This is a genomic window from Paenibacillus sp. Soil766 (assembly GCF_001428105.1).
Classification (GTDB): domain Bacteria; phylum Bacillota; class Bacilli; order Paenibacillales; family NBRC-103111; genus Paenibacillus_E.
Genome location: NZ_LMSJ01000006.1, coordinates 44,799 through 70,796, shown reverse-complemented (window position 1 = coordinate 70,796; position 25,998 = coordinate 44,799). Strand labels below are relative to the sequence as shown.

17 protein-coding genes and 1 pseudogene are annotated in these 25,998 nt (G+C 46.7%); 15 read left to right on the top strand and 3 right to left on the bottom strand.

All coding sequences use genetic code 11. The annotated features are described in order from the left end of the window. The first annotated feature begins 22 nt into the window (after nucleotides 1-22). Nucleotides 23-1,066, top strand: coding sequence for a glycoside hydrolase family 88 protein (locus tag ASG89_RS05800; RefSeq protein ID WP_057309582.1), 1,044 nt, complete (start codon nucleotides 23-25; stop codon nucleotides 1,064-1,066). 258 nt (nucleotides 1,067-1,324) lie between these two features. Here the strand turns inward: ASG89_RS05800 and ASG89_RS05795 are convergent, their stop codons facing one another. Together ASG89_RS05795 and ASG89_RS05790 are read right to left on the bottom strand one after the other, a co-directional pair. Then, on the bottom strand, nucleotides 1,325-2,083 hold the full coding sequence (locus ASG89_RS05795; protein ID WP_057309581.1) for a YheC/YheD family protein: 759 nt from the start codon (nucleotides 2,081-2,083) through the stop codon (nucleotides 1,325-1,327). A gap of 114 nt (nucleotides 2,084-2,197) precedes the next feature. After that, nucleotides 2,198-4,189: a beta-galactosidase gene (locus tag ASG89_RS05790; RefSeq protein WP_057309722.1), complete on the bottom strand. Its 1,992-nt coding sequence runs from the start codon at nucleotides 4,187-4,189 to the stop codon at nucleotides 2,198-2,200. 253 nt (nucleotides 4,190-4,442) lie between these two features. Between ASG89_RS05790 and ASG89_RS05785 the strand changes: the two genes are divergently transcribed. From ASG89_RS05785 to ASG89_RS05745, 9 genes are all read left to right on the top strand, one after another. Further along, complete coding sequence (locus ASG89_RS05785; protein ID WP_057309580.1) at nucleotides 4,443-5,414, top strand: ABC transporter permease; 972 nt, start codon at nucleotides 4,443-4,445, stop codon at nucleotides 5,412-5,414. A gap of 33 nt (nucleotides 5,415-5,447) precedes the next feature. Continuing rightward, entirely contained in the window at nucleotides 5,448-6,332 is an 885-nt protein-coding gene (locus ASG89_RS05780) for a carbohydrate ABC transporter permease (protein ID WP_057309579.1), read from the top strand. Between the two features lie 47 nt (nucleotides 6,333-6,379). Further along, nucleotides 6,380-7,963: an extracellular solute-binding protein gene (locus ASG89_RS05775; RefSeq protein WP_057309577.1), complete on the top strand. Its 1,584-nt coding sequence runs from the start codon at nucleotides 6,380-6,382 to the stop codon at nucleotides 7,961-7,963. Between the two features lie 209 nt (nucleotides 7,964-8,172). Next, complete coding sequence (lepB, locus tag ASG89_RS05770; RefSeq protein WP_057309575.1) at nucleotides 8,173-8,841, top strand: signal peptidase I; 669 nt, start codon at nucleotides 8,173-8,175, stop codon at nucleotides 8,839-8,841. 37 nt (nucleotides 8,842-8,878) lie between these two features. Further along, nucleotides 8,879-9,646 (top strand): hypothetical protein, encoded by a 768-nt coding sequence (locus ASG89_RS05765; RefSeq protein ID WP_057309573.1) that lies wholly within the window; start codon nucleotides 8,879-8,881, stop codon nucleotides 9,644-9,646. A 136-nt stretch (nucleotides 9,647-9,782) separates the two neighbouring features. Continuing rightward, nucleotides 9,783-12,128, top strand: coding sequence for a helix-turn-helix domain-containing protein (locus tag ASG89_RS05760; RefSeq protein ID WP_235549633.1), 2,346 nt, complete (start codon nucleotides 9,783-9,785; stop codon nucleotides 12,126-12,128). Nucleotides 12,129-12,251: 123 nt separating this feature from the next. Beyond that, on the top strand, nucleotides 12,252-14,819 hold the full coding sequence (locus tag ASG89_RS05755) for a hypothetical protein (protein WP_057309571.1): 2,568 nt from the start codon (nucleotides 12,252-12,254) through the stop codon (nucleotides 14,817-14,819). A gap of 95 nt (nucleotides 14,820-14,914) precedes the next feature. After that, entirely contained in the window at nucleotides 14,915-16,111 is a 1,197-nt protein-coding gene (locus tag ASG89_RS05750) for an FG-GAP-like repeat-containing protein (protein WP_157276544.1), read from the top strand. Nucleotides 16,112-16,129: 18 nt separating this feature from the next. Next, nucleotides 16,130-17,236: a rhamnogalacturonan acetylesterase gene (locus tag ASG89_RS05745; RefSeq protein WP_057309569.1), complete on the top strand. Its 1,107-nt coding sequence runs from the start codon at nucleotides 16,130-16,132 to the stop codon at nucleotides 17,234-17,236. A gap of 358 nt (nucleotides 17,237-17,594) precedes the next feature. On the opposite strand, the gene ASG89_RS05740 is transcribed toward ASG89_RS05745, so the two are convergent. Further along, nucleotides 17,595-19,757, bottom strand: a complete 2,163-nt coding sequence (locus tag ASG89_RS05740; RefSeq protein WP_057309567.1) for an S-layer homology domain-containing protein — start codon at nucleotides 19,755-19,757, stop codon at nucleotides 17,595-17,597. Between the two features lie 500 nt (nucleotides 19,758-20,257). On the opposite strand from ASG89_RS05740, the gene ASG89_RS05735 reads away from it, so the two are divergent. From ASG89_RS05735 to ASG89_RS05715, 5 genes and pseudogenes are all read left to right on the top strand, one after another. Beyond that, nucleotides 20,258-20,548, top strand: a complete 291-nt coding sequence (locus tag ASG89_RS05735) for a hypothetical protein (RefSeq protein WP_057309565.1) — start codon at nucleotides 20,258-20,260, stop codon at nucleotides 20,546-20,548. Nucleotides 20,549-20,638: 90 nt separating this feature from the next. Then, nucleotides 20,639-22,366: an AAA family ATPase gene (locus ASG89_RS05730; RefSeq protein ID WP_082592767.1), complete on the top strand. Its 1,728-nt coding sequence runs from the start codon at nucleotides 20,639-20,641 to the stop codon at nucleotides 22,364-22,366. A gap of 82 nt (nucleotides 22,367-22,448) precedes the next feature. Then, nucleotides 22,449-23,983 (top strand): annotated as a pseudogene (locus ASG89_RS05725) (FAD-binding dehydrogenase); the annotation flags it as partial. A 40-nt stretch (nucleotides 23,984-24,023) separates the two neighbouring features. Then, on the top strand, nucleotides 24,024-24,716 hold the full coding sequence (locus ASG89_RS05720; RefSeq protein ID WP_057309563.1) for a diphthine--ammonia ligase: 693 nt from the start codon (nucleotides 24,024-24,026) through the stop codon (nucleotides 24,714-24,716). 347 nt (nucleotides 24,717-25,063) lie between these two features. Further along, entirely contained in the window at nucleotides 25,064-25,942 is an 879-nt protein-coding gene (locus tag ASG89_RS05715; protein WP_235549632.1) for a DUF4846 domain-containing protein, read from the top strand. Nucleotides 25,943-25,998 lie beyond the last annotated feature (56 nt).

Below are 25,998 nucleotides of genomic sequence, written 5' to 3'. Positions count from 1 at the left end.
AATGAGAGGAGAACTTATAGACATGCCCAAATTAGTATTTGAAGAAAATGATATCAGATCAGCAATCGACCGTGTGGTAGATCGCACGTTTCGTATGGACTTCGGTTGGGATTGGCCAGGTGGTGTTGCATTTTATGGGGTTTGTGAAGCCTATGAGGCAACAGGGAATGAATCGTATCTAACTAGGTTGAAGGCTTGGGTTGATGAGAATATGGAGGATGGCTTGCCGAAGCTTTCGGTCAACGCGGTGTCCATTGGACACTCCCTTCTTACCTTATATGACGTGACGAAAGAAGAGAAATATCTAGACACAGTGAAGGAAATGGCGGAATTCCTTGCGACAGAAGCGGAGCGGTTCGGGGATGATATTCTCCAACATACTGTTAATTCCGAAACATATAATTTCCCAGAACAAGCTTGGGTAGATACGATGTTTATGGCTGGTTACTTCCTGCTTCGTGTTGGCAAATTGCTGAATAATGATGACTATTTCGAGCTTGGCTTGAAACAATATCATGGGCATGAGAACGTCCTGCAAGATGCGAAAACCAACTTGTACTATCATGGATGGGACAATATTGCGCAAAATAATATGTCCGCCATGTTCTGGGCACGCGGGAACTCCTGGGCTGCGCTCACAATGGCGCGTGCACTCCATCTCGTAGAAGTGACGCATCCTTCATTCATGATTATTGATGGTTCCTTACGTGATCAACTAAGTGCACTTGTTCGTTTGCAGGATGAGTCAGGCTTGTGGCACACCATTCTTAATGATAAGACAGCTCCCCTCGAGACTTCCGGATCAGCCGGTATTGCTACTGCTTTACTTACACGAGGCAGACTGTACAACAAATATGCACAGAAGTCGATTGAAGGTATCTTAGATCGGATTACCGAGGAAGGCACAGTAACAGGCGTATCCGCGGGAACAGCGGTCATGAAAAATGCAGAAGGCTACAAAGGCGTGCCGGACAAACGCATTCAAGGGTGGGGACAAGGGTTAACCTTAACGTTCCTTGCTGAGGTGCTTCGTTCGAAGAAGGATAGCTTCGGGAATGGTTGCTAGGGAGTAACAGACGCGCGAGCGGCCAATTGTAGTGATTAGATGGAACATATATAGCTATTATTACGTAAATCTGTTGAAAATTGAGTTTAGATGGCAAACCTCCAGTTCATTTTCGCATTCCTGCGGTATTCGCAGTGAAAGCCAGAAAATAGTTGGAGGTTTTCCTGCTTTATCCTTATAACAGCATGAAAATGAAAAAGATAGATGGAAAATTTCCATCTATCTTTTCAAATCCAAATCCATTAAGAAACCAATGATCTACTTCTTACGACCATACTGTTTCCCGATATCCACCATGCGACTATATAGCTTGCGATTAGACATGTTCTTCAGCGGATAAAACTGAGGTCGCGTATTCACTTCAAGAATCCAAGGTATTCCTTTGGAATCAATCGCGACATCGAGACCCAGTTCTCGGAATCCACGATTATGATTATCAAAAGCATTCCCGACCGCCACGCCTAACTGCTTTAATTGTGCTTCCCGTTCCTGTATGTCAGGAGTGGAGTAGCCTGCTCCCAGCATAGTTGGCTTGAAATAGCCAATGGTGCCGCCTTGATTATAATTCGTTGCTACTTTTCCTTGTCTTCCGATTTTGGCGAAAAGGCCAGTGCTGACCCATTCACCTTGATTCGTTTTTTGCACCATGACGCGAATATCGAAAGGTCTGCCTTTGGTCTTGGCGAGCTTAATTCCTTTCTGGAGTAGATAGGATCGCTTGCCCGCGTGTGTGGACAATTTGCTATGCAGCTTCTTCCGCTCGGTATAGAAGTTCTTCGTGCGGTTCAATTGAGTTTGGTAGCCTGAGGGCTCCCGCTTGATGCGAATAATATTTGAACCACCGGAACCATCTGTAGGCTTGAAAAAGACTGTCTTATAATCATCAAGCATCGTATGCAAATTATTTTTCGTAAAAAGCACCGTTCGAGGGACATATTGGCGCAAATTCGGTTGTTGAAGCAGCCATTTTGTTTTACGCCATTTACTCTTGATTGAACTGCTTTTATACGTGGGCATAGGGAGTACACCTCTTTTAGACAGCGTATGTGAGGCGCAGGCTGCCTGTCAGTGCATATACCCAGTAGCTCAATCCATTTTGTAAAACGAACTATTCAAGTTCAAGTGGCGTACTTACCTTGCGGCGAATTGGATTACTTTATATTCATAACGGGCAAGATTCAATTGCCCCTCACGGTAGACGGTTCCTGTGATCGGATCCACACCTTCACGTGGGAGAGTCACGCTGCCGCCAGCACCGTCCATGTTAACAACGACCCATACGTCGCGGCCATCGCCGCGTCTCGGAGCGACAATCGTACCTGCTGTCACATCGGTACGAAGTGTTACACCCGCGTCATCCGCATAGTGCAGGATAAGTTTGTTCAACAAGCGCTCGCCTTCCTCACCGGTCGGCATGGAGCCGAGCATAACGATCTTGCCTTTGCCATACGCTCGCTCGGTAATGAACGCCAACCCCGGTGTCATTCCCGATTCAACGGTTCCGACGGCAACAGCCTCTTTTGGCTCGAAGACGGAGCTCCAAAGCGATAACGGGGCAGAGACGCCCCATGCACTGCCGATCGACCCGCTGCCGTCCATAGGGAACGTGTAGACTGTCTCCACACCGGCGAGTTCCTCCAATTCACCGAGTGCAGCATTCGTATGCATCGTATGCTCTTCGGTACGACCGCCGGAGAGAGGACCAACCACCCATACACCGCCTTCGGCGACGAACGCGGAAGCACGCTTCATCAGATCCGACGAGATATAGGGGAGGAAAGGCGTAAATAACAACTTGTACCCATCTAGCTCTGCGCCTTCCGGCACAATGTCGCGGTGAAGCCCTAGATGGAGTATCCGCTCATAGAAACTGGTTACAAGTCCGCGGTGATTCAACTTTTGATGCGGTTCAGTTTTCAGAAACGCTTTGGAACGATCCGAATAGGTCATCGCTACCTCAGCTTGCACAGGTCGCGTCGAGAGAATCGTAGCTTCGATCTCTTTTCGAGCTTGCTCGACCTCGAGAACATTCGGGAATCCAATTGTAGGCTTGCCCCATGTGCTGAGCACAGAGCCGTGTGGCTGTTCGCAGCCTGCCCGTTGCTGTCTCCATAGCCAATAACAGAAGGCTTCTGCTCCCAGCGCATAAGCGGCAACAGCTTCCACTTTGAGATAACCGTTTGGATGCGGCTTTGCGTAGCTTGCGAGTGAGGCAGCATGGGAAGGACTCGTTTCCATGATCCAGTAATCTCGGCCGCTCTTAAAGTTCCGCCACAGGTCATTATTTAATAAGTAGTTCGCTGGATGGTCATAGGTTGCATACGTATCGAACGACGCAAAATCCAAATCGCGAAATAAACGCTCATTATCTACGCTGAAAGCGACACTGCTATTATGCGTGATCGGTGCATCCGAGAATTGGCGGATTATCGCTGCCTGTTCGTCTGAGAACTGGGCGATTTTCTCCATCGAAAATAGTTGGTACATCGTACTGAGGGATGAATTATGTAAGAATGGCACAGGACCAGGCTGCGGCACTTGCTCGAAGCTATGGTAGTATTCACTCCAAATTTGCGTGCCCCATGCCTCATTCAACTTTTCTACGGTTTCGTAACGTGCTTCAAGCCATTCATGCCACCCAACAAGGCAGGTTCCGCACATACATTCGGATACATGCGCTTTGAATTCATTGTCAATCTGCCAACCGATCAGGCCAGGCAGTCGTCCAATCGCGCGAGCGATATGCTCCGTGATCATCGCTGCTTTTTTACGGAAATAAGGATGATTCGTACAAGCATGCTGACGCGACCCATGTCCCATCACTTGCAACTGTTCATTCACATACATCCGCTCCGGATGACCGTGTGTGAACCAAATCGGTGGTGTAGGTGTCGGCGTACACATAACGGTGTCTATCCCATTTTCATGGAGCAACTGCACCATTTGTACAAAGAAACTAAGATCGATATTGCCCTCAGTAGGCTCCATATTGGACCAAGCGAATTCACCAATTCGCATAACATTCATACCAGCTTGCTTCATAAGTTCAATATCTTGCTCAATGACCGTTTGATCCCACAGCTCAGGATACCAGGCCGCGCCATGATATAGCTTTTTACCCATTTCCATCATCCATCCTCTTCATCAGAAAGTTAGTTTCTACTATAAGTGCTAATTTGATCAAGGGCAATAACACATTCTTGCGGGGCGTGGGAAGAAGTTTTAACTGTTTTGATCGGTTTGCACTTTCTTGACTTAGAAAAAATCTCAGCATGTGGAAGGGCTTACAAGAATGTCTGATAGGCGGTAAATCACAGGAGATGCATAATAAGGCTACAAACGCTCACAAGGCGATCATGACATGGAGGTGAAAAGGATGAAACAGGCAACTGCTCCTAACAACAGAGAGCTGTCTCAAGTGAGTGAGGCGAAAGGGCTTCGCAGATCACAGGTGTGGGCAAGGTTGCGTAAGGATAAATGGATCTACGCATTGCTTACGCCGGGTTTGTTGTATTTCATTATTTTTAAATATGTGCCCATGTGGGGCGTGCTGCTTGCCTTTAAAAATTACCAACCCTTTCTAGGGTTTTGGAAAAGCGAATGGGTCGGCCTAGAGCATTTCCGTGTATTTTTCCAAAATCCCGAATTTTTCATGCTTCTCCGCAACACGTTATTGCTTTCCTTATATAATCTAGTGTTTTATTTTCCGGCACCGATTATACTTGCACTCTTACTGAATGAGATCAAGGTGAATCTGTATAAAAGAACGATACAAACCTTGATCTATGTGCCGCACTTCATATCCTTAGTTATTGTGGCAAGCTTGACTTATGTCTTTCTAACGACGGAAGGCGGACTCATTAACGAGCTCTTACAGAAGTATTTCGGTTATAAAATCAACTTCTTGGCTACGCCGGAATGGTTCCGTCCGATGATCATTATGCAAACGATGTGGAAGGAATGCGGCTTTGGTACAATCATCTTCTTAGCGGCATTGGCTGGTGTGGATGTTGAGCAATACGAAGCAGCGATTATGGATGGGGCCAACCGCTTTAGACAGCTGTGGCACATTACGCTGCCATCGATTCGCAGTACCATCGTAATTCTGCTCATCCTGCGGATGGGGGACATTCTGGATAATGGCTTTGAGCAAATTTTCTTGATGCTGAATCCATTGAACAGGGATGTAGCTGAAGTATTTGATACCTATGTATATATGATGGGGATCACACAAGGCGCGTTTAGTTATAGTACGGCTGTCGGTTTGTTCAAAGCAGTCATTGGCGTCATCTTAGTACTTGGCGCGAACTGGACAGCGAAACGATTCGGACAATCCGGCATTTATTAATACGAATTCTATAGGTAAAGGAGGTGAGAGGTTTTGGCAAAGCAATATAAGAGCGTTTCCGGAACCATCTTCGATGTAACTAACTATATCGTGCTGGGTGTCATTGGAATTGTTGCCATTCTGCCATTTCTGTACGTTATTGCAGGATCATTTGCATCGGATGCCGAGCTGACGCAGCGTGCGGTATTCCTCATCCCGGAGACATTTACACTAACAGCTTATAAGTTTATTTTCTCGACGGATACGATTGTGAAAAGTATTGGCGTGTCGCTCTATATCATGGTCGTCGGTACTATTGTAAACCTCTTCTTCACGGTGACGATGGCTTATGCGTTATCGAAGCGCAGTTTAATGGGACGGAATACGGTGCTAAATTTGATTATTTTCTCCATGCTTTTTGGCGGAGGATTAATTCCTACTTATCTCGTCATTCGCGAGCTTCATATGCTGGATTCTTATTGGGCATTGATGATTCCAGGTGCGATTAGTGCATTTAACTTGATTATTGTCAAAAACTTTTTCCAAGAGCTCCCACCGGAGCTAGAGGAAGCGGCAAAAATCGATGGCTGTACAGAGCTCGGTCTTCTCTGGCGGATCGTACTGCCCTTATCGATGCCAGTCTTGGCAACCTTTACGTTATTTTACGCGGTAGGTCATTGGAACAACTTCTTCTCTGCTTTACTGTATATTAATGATCCTGCCAAATGGCCGCTGCAAGTAATGCTCAGACAGATTGTATTGCTGTCTCAGGCTGCAGCAGGTGATCTCAACTCCATGGATCCGAATTTCGTCAAACCACCCGAGCAATCCATCAAGATGGCCGTTATCGTCGTGGGCACAATTCCAATTTTGTTTGTCTATCCGTTCCTGCAGAAGCATTTTGCTAAAGGGGTCTTGATTGGTTCGGTCAAGGGGTAACGGATTCAGATAGAAGCAAGTCCATATTCTAAAGGAGGCATGTTTAGATGAAGAAAAATGCGAAAAAATGGGTAACTGTAGCAACAGTAGGAACAGCAGTCATGACGACAATCGCTGGTTGTAGTAGTGACAAAGGAGGAACCGCAACACCAGCAGCATCCGCTTCTGCCACACAAGCAGCAGCGACCAAAGCTCCTGAGAACTTAGCACCGCTTGATTTGAGCATCATGCTTCCGATCTTTAAAACGAATTTCCCGAAGGACGATGGTCCTGTTACGACTGAAATTGAAAAGAAAACCAATACGAATATTCACCTCGAGTGGGTGCCGAACGCATCCTATACGGATAAGTTTAATATTACGTTGGCTTCAGGAAAGCTGCCGCATATCATCTATGTTGGCGATGTGAAGAACCCTAGCTTCGTTAACGCTGCTAAATCGGGTGCGTTCTGGGAAATTGGCAAGTATTTGAAAGATTATCCGAATCTCAGCAAAGCAAACCAAGTCATTATGAACAACTCATCAGTTGATGGCAAAAACTACGGGATTTACCGTGGACGCGCATTGGGCCGAAACGGGATTAACTATCGCAAAGATTGGTTGGAAGCGGTAGGTATGCAACAACCGAAAACAATCGATGATTTCTACAATATGCTCAAAGCGTTTAAAGAAAAAGATCCTGACAAAAACGGCAAAGATGACACATACGGCATGGTATTGGTCAAATGGACAGGGCAATGGGCAAGCGGGTTTGATACGATGAAGCTTTGGTTCGGAGCACCGAACAAATGGGGCATCGTAGACGGTAAACTCGTACCTGAGCATCAAACCGCGGAATACCTCGAAGCGCTTAAATTTATGAAAAAACTATATGATGAGAAGCTAATCAATCAAGATTTTGCTATATTCGATTCCGCGAAGTGGAACGATCCCATTGCCAACAATCAAGCAGGGGTGATCATAGACGTAACAGACAATGCCGCACGTATGGATGATAAAATTCATGCTGCGCTTGCTAAAGATGGCAAAGACAATCCTAACATTCACTATGTAGATAATATGATTGGCGTAACAGGTAAGAATGGCTTGAAAGCATTGCCGACTTCCGGCTTTGCAGGTATTCTAGCGGTTTCGAAGTCCACTGTGAAAACAGAGGATGAACTTAAACGCGTGTTGAAATTCTTGGATCAAATGAATGAGCCAGACCTTCAAACGTTAGCTGGCTACGGTATCGAAGGCAAGCATTATACGAAAGATGGCGAAGCGCTCGTGGTGAGCAAGGATACAGCGCTTCTCGAATCTGAAGTAGAAGGTTTGAATCAAATGCTGCCATTTATTCCGGAAGATCGCGGTTTGAAAGTGAAGCAAACACCGCTTCGTTTGCAAACGACGAAGATTCAAAAAGAAGCAGAAGCCAACATTGTGGCAAACCCAGTTGAGCCTTTTATCTCCACGGTTTACTCGCAAAAAGGCCAACAACTGGATAACATTATCAATGATGCGCGTATTAAATTCATCGTCGGTCAAAGTGATGAAGCCGCTCTGAAAGCAGCTTTCGAAACTTGGAAGAAATCAGGCGGGGATGATTTGGTGAAGGAAATGAACGATTTATTTGCAGCTGCGAAGAAGTAAGTAATAAGTCAAGTGTGGAGCACCCGAAAGGGTGCTCTTTCTTATGGGCTCAAAACAGTTGTATGCTATCTTTTTACGATATGCTAGAAAAGAGGGCTGCTTTTGATCAATTATCGAAAAGTAAATCATTACGGAAGTTCAGGGAATTGTTGGAATTAATTGGCGGTCTCTCTGTTTTAATGCGTATTATTAAATAAGGGGGGATTGCTGTGAAGAAGTCACTTTTAATTGTTTTCTTTTTCTTATTCGTTCTAGGTTGCGAAGAGCAAAGCATTACTGACGTAATTACTCAAGACTCGCCAAAGACAATAGTAATGAACCAGAACCTTATTACTATTGAAAATGATAACGATGGAATGGCGCGTCGCAACTTAGAATACATCTCCAAAGACAAAGGGAAGATAGCTGTTGACCCGAATTATTTTAATCAACATGCTATTCATCGCGGCGATGTAATTTACTATCAAACACCTGCAATTGATGAGAACAAATATCCGAGGCTAAATCCGCCCGAATATAATATAGCAAGAGTTATAGCTCTTCCAGGCGAGGAAATTGAAATAAAAAAAGGTCAAGTTTATGTTAACCATAAAAGGCTAGATACCTTCTATGGTAAAGCGCTTAGTTGGGGACTCGAAGAAGAAGAGTATTTTGAGACGCTTAATAAGCCAGGTTCCGCTCAATGTAATGAATCATGCCAGAAAACCATGAAAGAATACTTTAACATGGATATGGCTAAGGTTAATGTTCCTGAGGGCCATGTCTTTGTTATGGGTGATACGTGGTGGAGAAGTATTGACAGTCAAATCTTTGGTTCATTGCCTCTCACTACTATTAAGGGAATGGTAATGGGATATGCGGACAGCGGAACGCGGTAGGCACTCTCTACATGATGGTTAAGGAGTGGGGATTAAGATGGACATTCTACGCGGACAACGAGTAGTATCTTACCTTTTATCGAAATTATCCGGGGCAGGCATCGCAACGCTTCTATTCATTCTATTCTTATTCATGAACACCGGATTCGATATGTATAAGATTGTTGAGGATGTTTTTCAGTTGAAACTGTTACACTTTTTCTATCTATATGGAATAGCCAGTTCCTTCGTGATTGACCTATTTGCACGACTCATTCCAAGGATTGGTAAATTAGGAAAAGTGCTGCTCTATATCATTGCAGGATTTGCCATTTTTATGGTACATGGATTCAATGCATATACGATAATAGCAGGTATTGTCGGGGCGCTGTCTGCTCTCGTTTTTTATGGTGGGACACAATGGTTGAAACTGAAATCACCTGTTAAATACGCATTCTCTATCGCTTTTCCACTGCTGCTTGTCGTCGTTCTCAACATCGATTTCACTGTGAAAAATGGATGGAGCGATAAAACAACTAGTACATCTTTCGAAGCTAACTTTACCTATTTTAATGGAAAACATGAGATTCCAGTGGTAGTTCGAGAAGGTGAGAAATTGTCTTACGCAGTGGAGATTACGAATGTAAATGGAGGCGGCTACGGATATTCGCTTATTGATGACAACGGTGATAATTTAGGAGGACGAGAGAACAATAACGGTAGGCTAAAGTACAGTGTGACTATAAAAAAGACTGCTGAATACCGGTTCGTTGTGAAAGGAGACGGTCTACAAGGAGCGATAAAGGTGGAGTGGGCGCTAGAGTGAAAGATAGGACAAGTAATAAAAGTCGGAAAAGTAATGAAACTCCACTGGAATTTGACTACCATCCCGCACCAAATCCGTATACGCTCTAAGTTGAAGTCTTCGCTCCAAACTAAACTTTCGAACGGTTGGTGAGAGCATGTTCCGAGCAATGAAAGAAGGTCTAGTAAGAAGTTTAAGCAAAACAATTGGTGGACAAGGTCGCTTTTACAAAAAGAGTCTGATCACGATCTTTATCGTTTCGGGTATTCCGGGACTGGTGATGGGGGTGCTCGTGTATTGGATGGCGGGTGGCCGCGTAGAAAGTGAGCTTCTTCAACTTCATTATCGGCAAATTGAACAACGGTCGCAAAATATCGATGACCAGTTAGGCAATCTTGAGCTGTTGCTATCCCATTGGGCGTTTGATAATAAATTTGACTATAGTTTAAATGGATTTGATTTTGTGAAGAACTTCGAACGGACGCAGGATATTACTAGAACGCTGGTTGCCATGCAGGGCTCTAACGCAATGGTGAAGCATGCAGAGCTTTACGTGGGCGGAACAAGCTCAGTTCTGTTCAACCCTGAATATATGAAGATCGATGATCGAACAGCTGCCATAGCTACCAGATATGATCCACTCATCCACGGTCAAAATACGACCTACTGGACGCAATGGTCCTTTGATGCAAATCGTCCCGAAAACCAAGATTTAACGCTCGTACATCAAGTTCCCGGCGGAAGTTTGAAGCCGTTCGGTGTATTGGTTTTTCGTTTTGATAGCCAGAAGGTAGCCAATATGCTCAATACGCTGACGCCTTATGATGGCGGGGAGACGTTTCTGATTCAGAATGCTGGTGAACTGTTCGTTTCAGCGAACGGCAATTCAAAGTCATCCCCATTTGTAAGCGCTCTTCGTGACAAAGTTGCCTCACTAGCAGGACATAAAGGCTCTTTCTTTATGGATTGGAAAGGCTCTACTTACACGGTATCTTACGGCAGTTTGGCACGAATCTCCGAAGATTGGACCTATGTATCGGCATCGCCGATATCGAGTATCACATCACCGGTAGTCTTTATTTCCAAGTTGATTATTACGGTAAGTCTTGCGGTATTGCTGCTTGCGGCTATTCTTGCATGGTTAGCTTCACGTCGCATTTATTTACCGGTCAAAAGGCTTGTTGCGATGTTAGGTGGGAGTACAACTCACCATGAGCATGCTGACGAATTCACATTGTTGGAGTCGAAGTGGGTGAATTTGCATAACGAAAGTCTAGAGTTGAATACGAAGTTGACGGAACAGTTACCTCATCTTAAGGACAGCTTCCTGCACCAACTGCTGCAAGGATATTTGAATGCGTATTCAGAGGACGATCTACGCCATCGGATGGAGCGCTTTATGTGGGATGTTAACCAGAAGCAATTCGTTGTCCTCTACGTCCAATTAATTGGGATGACGAGCATGGAGGGGAACTTCCGGCTTGGTGAAGAGGGACTTGTTACATTTGCGGCCGTGAATATGATTGATGAACTGGCGGCTCAGTATTTTGAACAGAGTCATACCCTTAACTTTCACGATTTAACAGCGGGAATTCTTCTCATCTTGCCTGAGGGTAAATCCTATGCGGAAGCCTCACAAGCTTTTAGTGACGATTTGAAGCAGTCGATTAACCGTATTTTGAAAATGCGCATGACCATGGCGATTAGCCGGCCGGTATCGCTAATTTCAGATGTACCGATCGCATTTGAACGAGCGAAGCAAGCGGTCAGCTACCGTTACTTCGAGAATGTGAATCAGATTATCGATATGGAGCATGACAATTTGGCAGGAGAGGAAGACATGGAGTTGCAATATCCTTTTACACAGGAGCGGGAGCTCATTCAAGCCTTACGGACAGGAAAAGAAGGCGAAGCTAGTGAGTTGCTAGTGTCTTTCCTGGAGGTTTTAACCTGCAAAGGTGCCAAAGAAATTGAGGTTCAGCAAGGGATGCTGCATTTGCTTGGCAATGTTCAGCACGCCATCATGGTATCCGGGATTAATCCGAATCGCCTCTTCAAGGGTGCGAATTTATATGAACAGCTTTCCCAGATTCGAGAGTCGACTAGAATTCTTGCTTGGTTTCAGGATAAAGTGCTAAGTCCCTTCATGAGGGAGATGTCAGGTCGTTCGGACGCGCAAGTGAAACGCATTATTGAACAAGCGATGATTTATTTGCAAAATAATTACAGACAGGATATTTCGCTTGATAATTGTGCGGAGCATACGGGGACGAATCCATTCTTCCTTAGCAGATCCTTTAAGCAAGTGACAGGCAAAAATTTTATCGATTACTTGACGGAGCTGCGCATGGACAAAGCGAAAGAGCTGCTTAGAGATTCGGAAATGCGAATCAATGATGTCGCCGACCAGGTGGGATACCAACATACGTATTTCAACCGGATTTTCAAAAAGCTGGAAGGTATGACGCCAACACGCTATCGTGAGCTTAGTCGAACAACCTAGCAACAATGTATTAGTGTGCCAATAAAGTGCAAACTGCCCGATCACAGCTTAGCAATAATGTCCGCTTGTTCGCAAGAGTTCCTCTTTCTACAATGGGACTAAATGTGAAAAGGAGATGATTGTTTGGCTTCGAATTCGGCAATTGAGCTGCGTTGGTTAAATAAAGAGGCTTCTAAGCCTGTAGGCATAACATGGGGAATCCCTTGGCGCGAAGGCGAGCTTAGGCGCGACGAGTCATTATGTTTGGAAACAGCCTCGGGGCAAGAAGTAGTCCCCGTCCAAAGCTGGCCGACGGCTTACTGGCCCGATGGCAGTGTGAAATGGTCCGCGCATGCCGCGGCAGTCATTCCGGGATCAGGAGAAGGGTTCGCTATTCGAAAAGGCATGGGCCCAGAGTCCGATTACCGTATGATCGTAACGGAAACTGACGATATCATTTCGCTTGATACAGGCGTCATGATTTGCACTATAGGCAAGCAAGGGAAACAGTGGCTTCGCAGTATCGTTCGTGAGGGCAATGAGATATGCAGCGGTGGTGAGTTGATCGGTTTGAAAGAAGAACTGAGCGAGGCATCGGGTGTGCGGATAACTCGCGAGGAGACGTTCGAAAGCCGTGTCTTGCGCGCTGTTGTTGAACAAGACGGACCGATTCGTGCAGTCGTTAAACTTGATGGTAGACTCCGCTCAACAACGGGAACGAGAGAGTGGCTGCCTTTTTCACTGCGTATGTATGTATATGCAGGGCAGGAAACGATTAAACTGGTGCATACGTTTCATTATGATGGGAATCCTCATGAGGATTTCATTAAAGGCTTAGGCATTCGATTCGCGGTCCCGATGAGAGGGGCCCAATACAATCGGCATATCCGTTTGGCAGGTGATCATGGATATTTTAGCGAATCACCCAAAACCTTGCATACCCGACGAACAAAAGGAAAATATAGAGCGCTATTTGAACAACAAACGGCAGGTGAGTCGACTACATTTGACCCCACTGAGGATGCGTATTTCCTAGGGCTGTTGGATGATTCGGCAACATGGGATAGCTTTAAACTTGTTCAAGATTCATCGGAACATTATCGCATATGGAAACGGACGAAAGCCGGCTGCAGTTGGGTCAAAGTGACAGATGGCGCACGCGCTGGTGGTCTGGGCTATGTCGGCGGTGATGGCGGTGGCTTGGCAGTTGGGCTGCGAAATTTCTGGGAGAAGCATCCCTCAAGCTTTGAGGTACACGGTACGGCGGCGTCAGAGGCAGGATTTACGATCTGGTTGTGGTCACCTGATGGGACGCCGATGGATCTTCGCCATTATGATACAGAAACACATGTGGAATCCTCGTATGAAGGAGCGGAAGAGCTTCGTGCAACGCCATATGGCATTGCTAATACAAGTGAATTGACGCTGTGGTGTACGGGTAAAACGCCGGATATGGAGATGCTTCAGCACATGCAGGAAGAATCGCAAAATCCATCGCTACTCATTTGCGAGCCTTCGTATTATCACACGTCTGGGGCTTTCGGTTACTGGAGCCTGCCAGACCGTAGTCATCCAGTGAAAGCGCAGCTGGAGAATCGGTTGGATGGGATTATTACTTTTTATCAAGAGGAAGTTGAGCAACGAAAGTGGTACGGGTTCTGGGATTATGGCGATTATATGCATAGTTATGATCCTGTTAGGCATGTGTGGAATTATGATTTAGGTGGTTGTGCTTGGCAAAATACAGAGCTAGCGCCCAACATGTGGCTATGGGTGATGTTCCTGCGCACGGGGCGAGCGGATATCTTCCGGATGGCAGAAGCGATGACTCGGCACACAAGCGAAGTGGACCTGTACCATTTCGGTGAATATGCGGGGCTGGGCTCCAGGCATAATGTGGTCCATTGGGGCTGCGGTTGCAAGGAGGCTCGTATCGGGATGGCGGGCTTACATCGATACTTCTACTATTTGACCGCGGATGAGCGGATCGGGGATATCATGGATGAAGTGCGAGATTCGGATTTCACCACGGTGAATTTGGATCCGATGCGTGCGTATTTTCCGAAGGATGAACATCCAACACATATCCGTGTGGGTCCGGATTGGGCGGCTTTCAGCTCAAACTGGATGACACGTTGGGAACGATACGAAGATACATCTTATCGGGATAAAATCTTGGTAGGCATCAATTGTATTAAGGACGCCAATTATGGGCTAATCTCGGGTCCAACCTATGGGTATGATCCCAAAACAGGTGTGCTCTCGCCACTTGGAGACGATAACTGGGGCAGGCATTTGGCCATTTGTATGGGAGGACCGCAGGTGTGGTTCGAGCTTGCTGGCATATTGAAGGATCCTGAATGGGAAGACATGATGGCGGAGCTCGGCGTTTACTACAACCAAACCCAGGAGCAGAAGGATAAGTTGACACATGGTCAGATATCCACGAAACATTTCGAGCATCCTGTGCTCAGTGCAGCGATCACTGCGTATGGAGCTTTTTATAAGCGGGATGCTGAGACAGCAGAGAAGTGCTGGACTATTTTGCTCGAAAGCGCGTTTGCTAAGGTGGATCTTCAGCAGGAAGCGTCCATCGTTACGCACGTGGATACCTTGCAAGAGATTGATTGGATGAACACGAATGAGGCCGCACAATGGTCATTGAATACGATTATCGCGCTTGAGCTAATATCCGAATGGCTACCCCAATAGACGGAATTGAGGAGTGATGGGCTGTGGAACTTACAAGCAACGAAGCTTATTTGATTGGCAAAATAGATATTAGTGCAGCAGGCCCACGATGCAAAATGCTCCTAGGCGACCTGAACGGTGACGGTCGCATGGAGATGTTGTTGGTTCATCCTGACAACCGTCAGGATGTTCGATACATCCCGCATCAGGTGCAGTGCCTGACGGCATTTGATCTGGAGGGCAATCTGCTGTGGCAGACAGGAGAGCCTGATCCCGGTGCAGGAAGTGCAGGATCGGACTATCCTGCACAGATTGCTGACATCGACGGCGATGGTCAGCTAGAAGTTTTATGCGTGATGGATGGGCGGTTTCTCATCCTGAACGGGGCGAATGGCGAGGTAAAGTCTTCTTATGAGCTGCCGCATGAACATGCCCATGATTGCATCATCGTGGCGAATTTGACTGGTGGGTCTTACGCCAGTGACATTATACTGAAAGACCGCTATCACACGATGTGGGCGCTTGATCGTCACTTTAATCTACTATGGACACACGTTGGTAATCCTGGGCATTTCCCATGGGTATATGATTTGGATGGAGACGGGAAAGACGAGGTTATGGCTGGTTATGATCTATTGGACCATGATGGTCAGAAGCTATGGAGCTGTAAGGACCTCGACGATCACGCTGACTGTATTTGGGTTGGGGATGTGAATGGCGATGGGCACCCGGAGCTTGTGATCGGCGGAAGTGTCACGGTGATGTATGATCGTTTCGGCAATGAGCTATGGCGTTATGAAGGCTCGATTGAATCTCAGCATATTGCCCTAGGCCGATTCCGCAGTGATAAGCCAGGATTGCAAATCGCAGGGTTGGATCGACTCGTGCGCGAGGATGATGGCAAGGGATTGAAAGGAAAGGATGCCTTATTTCTCTTGGATAGTGAAGGTCAAGAACTTTGGAAAGAAGACCGCCAAACGGATGGTTGGTTGACGATTATTGAGCCACTTCGCGGATGGACAGTTGATTCAGCGGATCTGATCCTTGCCTACCGCAGAGGTGGTGGCGTGTGGCCATCCTTATATGATGGTGAAATGAACGTTGTTGTTGAATTTCCACTAAACGGATATGCTGTACATGCCGATGTATGTGGAAGTGGGACAGAGCAAGTTATTATTTATAATGATGACACAGCCGCTATTTATGCCAGTGGGCCGCTTGCATGGCGCGAAGGACTATCCGGGACACAACTGCCGCAGCCCAAACGCCTGTCCAGTTCTACCTTATATCCCGGCGGCGAAATTCCGTTGTGAAGAGAAAGGAAATCTACGATGACACACGCGTTGAAGTTCGATTTCGGGGTAGGGAACCCGGAGTCAGGTTACACCAAAATTACTCCCTCTGATGCGTATGAGAAATCAGTTGGATATGGATTTAGCAATGTAAAGAACGTTCATGCCAAAGATCGTGATGAGTCCAGTGCGTTACGTAGAGATTTCTGTATTCCGCTAGACACTTCGTTTCGGGTGGATGTTCCAGATGGGACCTACCGGGTCTCGATCTTACTAGGTGATGAGATCGCAGAAACAGAAACAACGATCACTACAGGTGAAGGAAGGCTTGTGCTTCATAAGCAACGTACTTCTGCGGGACATTTTGCCCGTTCGAGCTTCTCTGTTTGGGTTGTGGACGCACAGCTAAAGCTAACGTTCTCAGGTAGGGCACCACGCATCAATGCGTTGGAAATCGAGCCTATGCATACAGCTTGTACGCTGTTTCTAGCCGGCGATTCAACCGTGACCGACCAGCCGACGGATGGGTATCCGTACGCAGGTTGGGGACAAATGCTTCCACTCTTCATCAAACCAGATGCAGCGGTAGCCAATTATGCGTTATCGGGCAGGAGTTCCTTGAGTTTTATTAGTGAAGGCGTATTGGATACAATTTGGGGTCACATCAAACCCCACGATTACCTGCTCATTCAATTCGGTCACAATGACCAGAAACCGGATGAAGCACGGTATACGGAGCCATTCTCCACCTACAAGGAAACGCTGAAAATCTATATCGACGGCGCTCGGGATCGAGGTGCATATCCGATTCTGGTCACGTCCGTGCAACGGCGGTTCTTCGAGGAAGACGGTACGTTGCGTGATACGCACGGCGATTACCTGATCGCGATGCGCGAGTTGGCTGCGGCAGAAGAGGTACCATTGATCGATCTTGCTGCAAGCAGCAAGACGTTGTTTGAAACGTTAGGGCCAGAGGGAACCAAGAGATTGTTCATGTGGCTGGCGCCAGGTGAATTCATGAATTTCCCAGATGGCGTGGAAGACAACACCCATTTCCAACAGCAAGGCGGGATTGAAGTTGCGAAGCTGGTTCATGCTGGTTTGAAAGACTTAAAGCTGCAGCCGCTAAGCTTGTATTTGCGGTGATGCTAGGGGCGCGGTTGCCCCGATTTGGAAAAGGAGCTAAGCGTGTAGTATCCGCTTAGCTCCTTTTTATTGTGAAGTTGTGGTTACAGTCGTGGGCGATATGGGACAGAGAGGCTTGTCCTGCGCTCTGTAACGGTGAAATACACGCTTACAGCGTCAAAACTAGCTCGAATCGCGAGCCCTAGCATTTTTGACATTCCACAGCCGCTGTATTCACATGAAGTAGAGTGGGAGGAGTATCGTTCCGGTGGAACCAAGTCCAGTTCCAACTCAGTTAACATGGGAACAATTTCTAGTAGCTTATCAAAAAAAGAAGGCCTCCCGCCATATGCATGGCTTTGGGAGACCCTCTTTGAGATTACTGAATGTTGATTTTTGTAATCAAGGCACCAGTGCCTTGCAGTGTTATGGCGTGATTTTGTACCATATTAGAAATGTTGCCAGTAATGGTTACCGATGAGGACACGTTATAAGTTGTTGTCACGTTACTTCCATTTGTACCTGTTTGATTGATGGTGATTGTGGCGATCTTGCCTTGATTCGTAAAGGTTACACTGTTAAAAGTGCCAGACACATTGAAGTTCTGAGTATTACCGCTAGTAAGCTGTGTAACTTCAGCATAAATGGCTGAATTATTATAGGAACGGATTTTGACAATATCACCAGGCTGTAGCGCTGAACCACTAACCTGAGTGCCGCTGCGATAGACGAAAGCCTTATCATTCAAATTAATCGCTTGCGCCTGATTACCGTTTACAATGACAATGAGATTATTCGTAGCTGAAATGACCGTACCTGTGAGCTGTGCAATTGTTGGCTGTGTTACCGAGGTGCCATCTGCACGCTTAAGTACTTCGGCATGTAACACAACGCCGTTATAGTAATGCACTTTGATAACTTGACCTGGCAGCAATACGCCGCTTGTCGTTTGAGCACCATCCGTGTAGATGGAAGTGTTCGCGTGAAGCTGCAGACTGTAAGACTGCCCGCCACTCGTGAGCGTGAGTAAGTTATTGTTGATTTGGCCGGAAATGGTTCCGGTCATCTCACCTGTCGTCGTCACTTGTGACACACTTTTGGTTACTTCAATGACTGCTGCCGTATGATTGTAGGCGTAAGCTGTCAGGATATCGCCGACTTGAAGCGCTGAAAGAGTTGTAAATGCACCATTTTTGTAAACGATGGTATTGCTGTTCAGTGTAACGCCTTGAAGCCCAGTAGATGTGGTTAGAAGTAATGTATTATCGCTAATTGGATAAGTCAACGTGCCGGTTGTTGTCGAGGCAAAATTCGTTGGTGTCCCGCTTGTGCCCACAGATTGTGTCACTTCTACATAACTAATGCCATAGTTGTAAGAGCGAGTGCTTACGATGTCACCTACTTGCAAGCCTGCTGCCGTTGTCTGCGAGCCATTACGGAAATAAAGAACATTGCTATTCAAAGGAAGAGAAATCGTCTGCCCATTACTTAAAAGGGTGAGTGTATTTCCATTTATCGCTGCAGCTACCATGCCCGTCTTTACACCAACTGCTTGCGTAGGCGTTGTCGGGTTGCCTCCATTTGGCTGGGAGACTTCGATATAAATGATGCTGCCATCGTTGGAACGAATCTTGAGGACGTCTCCAGTTTGCAAGGCGGAGGGACTGACTTTGGCACCATTTCGATAAATAAACACATCGGGATTTAATGTCAAATTAATGTTTTGTCCGTTCGTTCGGACAGTTAAGATACTACCGCTAACTGGTGCTACGACAGTTCCCGTCACGAGTCCATTAATGCTGTTCGGTAATTGGTTGCCTGCGCGATCTAATAAGGCAGCAATTTGTGCACGCGTTACGAGTTGTTTAGGACGGAATGTATTGTCCTCAAAGCCGTTCACAAGACCTTTGTCGACGGCGACCTTTACATATCCCACCGAACCCGCAGGGACACTAGAGGAGTCGGAAAAAGAGAGCCTTGCGTTCATGTTCGCTTCAGCTTCGTCTTGTAGTTTTAAAGCTTTTACAAGGAGGGTTGTGGCCCAGAGACGATCAGCTGGTTGATTCGGGTTGACGTTCGAGTCAGATTCGGCGAAAAGATCGTTCTCCAATGCTACAGCTACATAACCGACGGCCCACGAAGGTACACTTGCTGCATCATGGAAATTCAGCTTCGTCGCTTTTTCTTCAGCGGATTCGGCTTGATCCCGCAGCCCCATTAACCGTACAGCTGCGGTGATGGCCTCGATGCGTGTGACCGTTTCTTGTGGTTTAAAGGTACCGTCGGGGTACCCATCGAAGATACGCCTAGAGACTAGACTCATAATGTAGCTTAAGGCCCATTCGAATTCTTTCCCTTTGATGTCTTTGAAGTCAAATTTGATAGCAGCTTGTTGGCGTTTGTCATTAATTTGGCGTGTGTTGTTGCGATCATCGTCCTTGTGGTCGCGACCGTTCTGAGCGAAGGCCGTTGTGCCAGTAGTCATCACAAGTGTGAGGGCGAGGGTCGGTATAAGCAGTTTTTTCATACGCGAATGCTTCATCTTTTTCTTCTCTCCTTAATAAAATAAATGAGTAGAAAATTGCGATTATGCGGTGTGTGCCTGAGTTGGTTAATCTTACTAAGAGTATTCGGGAGTAGATGGATTTTTTTGGGTGTTGACTTGTAAAAAAAGGGAAATGTGCTTAGCTCGCATAACCGGCGGGGTAAATAGGAGTGCCTCACCGCTCCAATGCGGTCGCCAAAATGAACCGCATCGAGAAGCTCATGCGGTTTCTATCGCTGAATATCATTAGCTTGGTTGCGGTTTCGCCAGCTAGAAGCTATTTCTTAGTGGATTTTCAAAGATTCCGCTATATTCTTCGGTCTTATTTCCAAAAAAAAGTAATATATTTTTCTTAAAACAACCTGAATTGAGAAGGAAAATTAAGCTGAATGAAGTAAGTAATAGAAGGTAAATATTTCAGGCTCGCAGCTTGTTGCCCACTGATTTCTCACCGGCCACTAATCCTAGCATAGTATGTAGGAAGGTGGTGATGAAAAGTGACAAATACAATTGAGGGCTGGATAATTTACACGTTGTGGGGTATTTTTGGCTTCATGTTGATTGATTTTCTTATTGCGTTCTTCAAATCCTTCTGGGTTGGCTCCTTTGGTCCAACACTCGTGTTAGGTTATTTGAAAGATGTCCTATACTATGTGCTGCCACTGACGGTACTATTATCTATGATTTCTTTCGATCCAACAGGGTGGATTGTGGTGATTTTTTATTTCATTTGCGGCCTCGCTGTGATAGCCAAGTACGTGCTCGATATCATTAAAAAATTCCAATAATCGTTCCTGTGGCCCTGCTTCTTGCGGGGCCATGAATGTTGTTTTTTTCATAGGGATATTCAAACTTTATCATATGAAGGAAGTGTAGCCATGAGGAGATATCAATGGATTAGATGGCGAAAGTTAATCCTCTGGCTAGCAGCCATCGTGTTGTTTGGCGGGCTGCTATGGGCAGGTGGGCCGACCGCTTGGGGGATAGCGATTAGTGTTGCGACGTTACTGATGCAACTGGTTTTCGCAATGGCCTTTATGATCATTCAATTTGTTGCGCTGTTCTGGTTCCTTGCTCGCGGACGAACGTATTGGATTCTGCCTGGAGAGACCGGTTCCACATGGGATGATTATCGAGGAAACCCTGAAATTGTAGAAAATGCGAAACGGATTGTCACCCTGCTCAAAGGTGTCAAAGAGTTCAAGGAAATGGGCGGCGAAGCCATTCGTGGATTGCTGCTTTGCGGACCGCCAGGTACCGGGAAGTCGTATCTTGCACAAGTTATTGCGAATGAAGCACAAGTTCCGTTTGCCTATGCGTCTGCACCAAGTTTTCAGAATATGTTCTTTGGTGTGGGAAATCTCAAAGTGATGGGGATTTACAAAAAAGCCCGCAAACTTGCGCGCGTCTACGGCGCTTGTATCATCTTCATTGACGAGATCGATGCGATTGGTATGAGTCGTCAAGGTGGAGGCGGCGGTATGGGTATGGGGATGATGGGGATGGGCGGCGGTTCAGGCCTCCTGAACGAGCTGCTCCTGCAGATGGACCCGCCTAATATTGATACATCTAAAATTGTAAAGATGCTGCGTTCCCTAGGGCTGCGCCGTAAAAAGGCAGAACGCCCGCCCGTGCTAACGGTTGCAGCGACCAACCTGCCTGATGTGCTTGATTCAGCCTTACTTCGACCAGGTCGTTTCGATCGACAACTCTGGGTGGATGTTCCGGATTATGATGGTCGGGTTGATATTTTCCAATACTATTTGAAAAAGGTCAAGCTGGACGAAACGTTAACCGCAGAAAAAGCAGGTCTTGATTCCATTGGTTATAGCCCGGCTCAAATTAAACATATCGTTAACGAAGCTGTTGTTATCGCCCATCAACGTGGTGCACAAGCGGCGAGCTACGAAGACTTCCGTGCCGCTATGGAAACTTATGAGTGGGGGCTTAAACAACCGCTGCGCTCGATGCGAGATGATGAGAAACGCAATGTCGCTTATCATGAAGCAGGTCATGCGGTGGCACAGTTCCTGTTGAAGCCACATGAGCGTGTATGGAAAGTAACGATTGTTAGGCGGGGCGGCGCTCTCGGACTTTCGGCTACGAAGGAGACACATGAGCGATATAACCGCAGTGACTCTGAGATGTTGGCAGAGATTCAAGTTTGTTTGGCTGCCCGTGCGGTAGAAGATGAATTCCTGAACAAGAAATTAAACGGTGTAACGTCAGATTTACAGCATGCAACCCAAATTGCAGGTGCGTATCTCGGAATGCTCGGGATGGGCGAGGAACTGTTCAGCTTCTTGGCAGTTGGTTCTCGCACGGATGGTCTCAAAGCACTTCGACCACAGATTAATGAGCTGCTCAAAGAGCAAATGCTCGAGGTCAAGAAGCTCGTAATTGACTATACGGAATTCGTTCACAAGATTGCGGAAGAGCTGTTGAAACGTGAAGATTTGACAGGAGATGAAATTGAAGAGATTTTTACTGAGCTTTATGGTGACACGCGTCCTAGGGCGATTGAGGTGAAGCCTCTGAAAAAGCTGAGTCTTGAGACGCCACTTGTCGTCATTGACGATATGGAAGAAGATCTCAAGGGATCGTAATTGGATGGACATTCCATCCTGTGAATTGCCTCCTTTTTGGCTATAGTGGTCAGAAGGAGGCCATTTTTATTTGGCAAAAGGATTCGGCGGCTTATTTCTTGTGAATTCCCCCGAGCAGCGCAGGCTGGGTATTAGAGATTCCCAAGAACTGGCCTGGCAGGATTGGCAGGGGTCAGCAGGCTTTGATCGTGAAGACGACGAGGATTACTGGGGCCGCAAGTGGGCGGAGGCCTATGTCGAGTTCGCCTCGGGTGAAAAACGCGAATGGCTGCATGCCATGGGAATCCGTTTCTTCCCGGTTGTCGGGTGGGCGGAACGCGGAGGCTATTTGGCAGAGGGACATGGCAATTCTGTGCCTCGCTTTCATATTGTTTGGGGGACAGGGCCTGGCATCATCGCGCCATTTGAACAACGCATTCGGGCACATAGGCAGAATGGTCTTGTTGTGTACCAACCACGTCATCGCGTGAACGAGCTTATTCAAAGTGGAGGAGCCATTACTGGCGTCTCCGGTTCTGTGCTTGTGCCGAGCACTGCGGCTCGCGGGGAAACGAGCTCACGTGAAATGATTGGTGAATTCGAATACCGTGCGCAGGCAGTCATCGTCAGCAGTGGCGGAATTGGTGCTAATCACGACTTAGTCCGCCAATATTGGCCGAGTCGGCTAGGCGAAGCACCTAAGCGCATGCTCTCTGGCGTGCCCGCACATGTTGATGGCCGCATGCTTGCGATTACGGAGCAATCCGGAGGTCGGATTGTGAATCGCGACCGGATGTGGCATTACACAGAAGGAATAAGAATTGGAATCCCGTGTGGCATCATCATGGGATACGTATTCTTCCGGGGCCATCTTCACTCTGGTTCGACGCGTGTGGTCAGCGTTTTCCAGCCCCGAACTTCCCTGGATTTGATACTTTAGGAACCTTAGAAGCAATTCTGAATTCAGGCTACGACTATTCCTGGTTTATTTTGACCCAGAAAATTATTGAAAAAGAATTTGCCCTGTCAGGCTCTGAACAGAACCCCGATTTGACGGGGAAAAGCATTCGTAAAGTGTTGTCTAGAGCACTGCCAGGTGCAATGGCTCCGATACAAGCTTTTATGGATAAGGGAGAGGATTTCGTCGTTGCTCCGATATTGGCTGAGCTGGTCGCTGGCATGAATGCGTTGACCGAGGAGAAATTGCTTGATGTTGACCATATCGAACGGCAAATCAAAGCAAGAGATCGGGAGATCGCGCACCCCTTTACCAAAGATCTGCAAATAACTGCTATTCAAGGCGCTCGTAATTATATTGGGGATAAATTAATTCGTGTTGCCAAGCCGCATCGTATGCTTGATCCTGAGAATGGTCCACTCATTGCGGTGCGATTGAATATCGTAAGTCGTAAAACATTGGGAGGCTTACAAACGGACTTATCCGGTCGTGTACTGAACCAGGCGGGAGAAGCGATTCCAGGGTTATATGCTGCTGGAGAGGCAAGCGGTTTCGGAGGAGGCGGTCTTCACGGGTATCGTGCGTTGGAAGGAACATTTCTCGGAGGCTGCTTATTTACCGGCCGAGTAGCGGGACGAGCTGTAGCAAATGAGCTACATAACTGCCATAGCAACTCGTGATATAATGAGCAGAGCACACAACAAGGGAGAACGATAGGAAATGAATGATAGTGTGAATTGGACAAATAATGCCCACGGGCATAAATTTATAGCTTCTTTTAGCGGGGGAAAGGATAGCGTTCTGGCGCTGTATAAATCAATGAAGGTAGGAGAACCGGTCGGACTCATCGTCATGTTGGAGGAAGAAGGGAAGCGTTCTAGATCCCATGGAATGCCTCCAGAGCTTATTCGCGCCCAAGCGGAGTCCATCGGCTTACCCGTCTATACGGCTCCTGCAAGTTGGGATGATTATGAAGGTGTGTTTATGCGCCTATTGGAACAAGCCAAAGGACAAGGCGCAGAAGTGTTAGTCACAGGAGACTTGGATATGCCTGTCGAGGGCTGCTGGCATGACAAAGTTACTCAGAATGCTGGTTTAAAGCTTGGAATGCCGCTATGGAGAATGGATCATGCTGAAGCTGTCAAAGAGTTTATCGATCTAGGGTTTGTATCCATCCTGGTCACAGTAAATATATCGTTAGGAATGAAGGAAGAGGATCTGGGACGAACACTAACCCATGCTTACGTTAAGGAATTGCAAGCTCGTGGAATTGACCCATGCGGAGAAGGCGGCGAGTTCCATACAACTGTCATTGATGGTCCGATCTTCAGCCATGCTATACCTGTTAGAAAAGGCAGCATTCTTAGGAACGGAGATTATGCCTTTATGCCACTTGAGCTACAGGGTACATAACACGATGTAATAATGCGAAAAACCTATACCGCCACGAAAGTGGTAATGTAGGTTTTTGTGATTTAAATCGTATGTAAACTTCCTATAGTTATTGAGATGAGGTTAGGGCTAGGGGCGTTCACACCGCGATTACCTTGTACCAGGCGCAATTTGCAGATGATAAGGTATACCAAGGATGGCGGAGCAACGTGGATAGAACATTAATTGCAAATCGGGGAATCCTCACATTCTGTTCAATCATGCTGTAGATAGCAACTTTTCACCACAATGAAGCGTCTATTTAAAGATACCTTTATTTTCCAAGGATGGGGTGTTTAGACTAAGATTCAGGAATGGAGCTGCTGCTGTTGACGAAAACATGGATAACGGTTACTGCTCTTTCTGTGCTGTTACTTAGTTCCTGTTCCGCCGCAGGGGAGGAAGGGTCGAAAGCCGCGGATGCGAAGACTGGAACCAAATCCCTTAAACAACAATTGATTCATGCAGAAGGAACGAATGTGATGGATCGGATAGCTGTTCCTAAAGGTTATGAAAGGGTTCCTGTAGAGGAGGGTTCCTACGGGGATTATTTGCGGAATCTGCCTTTAAAGCCACATGGCTCCAAGGTACATTTGTTTAATGGGGAGCTTAAGGCCAAAGAAGTATACGAAGCTGTGCTCAATGTGGATGTAGGGGAGCGGGATCTGCAGCAATGTGCCGATGCAGTAATGAGGCTGCGGGCGGAATACCTGTATGGCAGTGGCAAGTTGGATAAGATTCACTTCAACTTTACCAATGGCTTTAAAGCTGACTATGCAACCTGGAGGAAAGGGAATCGAATTGAAGTGTCTGGCAACAAGGTCTCATGGTCCAAACGTGGTGCGGCATCTGACAGCTATGAAGTGTTTCGAAGTTATCTGAACATGGTATTTGCGTACGCGGGAACGTTGTCCCTGTCGAAAGAAATGAGGCAGGTGCCGCTATCAGAGATGCAAGCTGGTGATGTGTTTCTGGAAGGGGGCACGCCGGGACATGCCATCATTGTATTGGATATGGCTCAGAACCCCAAGACAGGAGAAAAGCTCTTCTTATTAGCTCAGGGCTACACGCCTGCGCAAGACATACATGTTCTGAAGAATCAAGATAACAGGGAGGGCAATCCTTGGTATTCCACTGCGTTTGAGGGGAAGTTGAATTCCCCGGAATGGACATTTACGAAGGAGCAACTATACAGGTTCACAGATTAGTGCCAGGGAGAAGGCCCCAAGAGGATCTTCTCTTGTTTTTTGGATAGATGTTTACG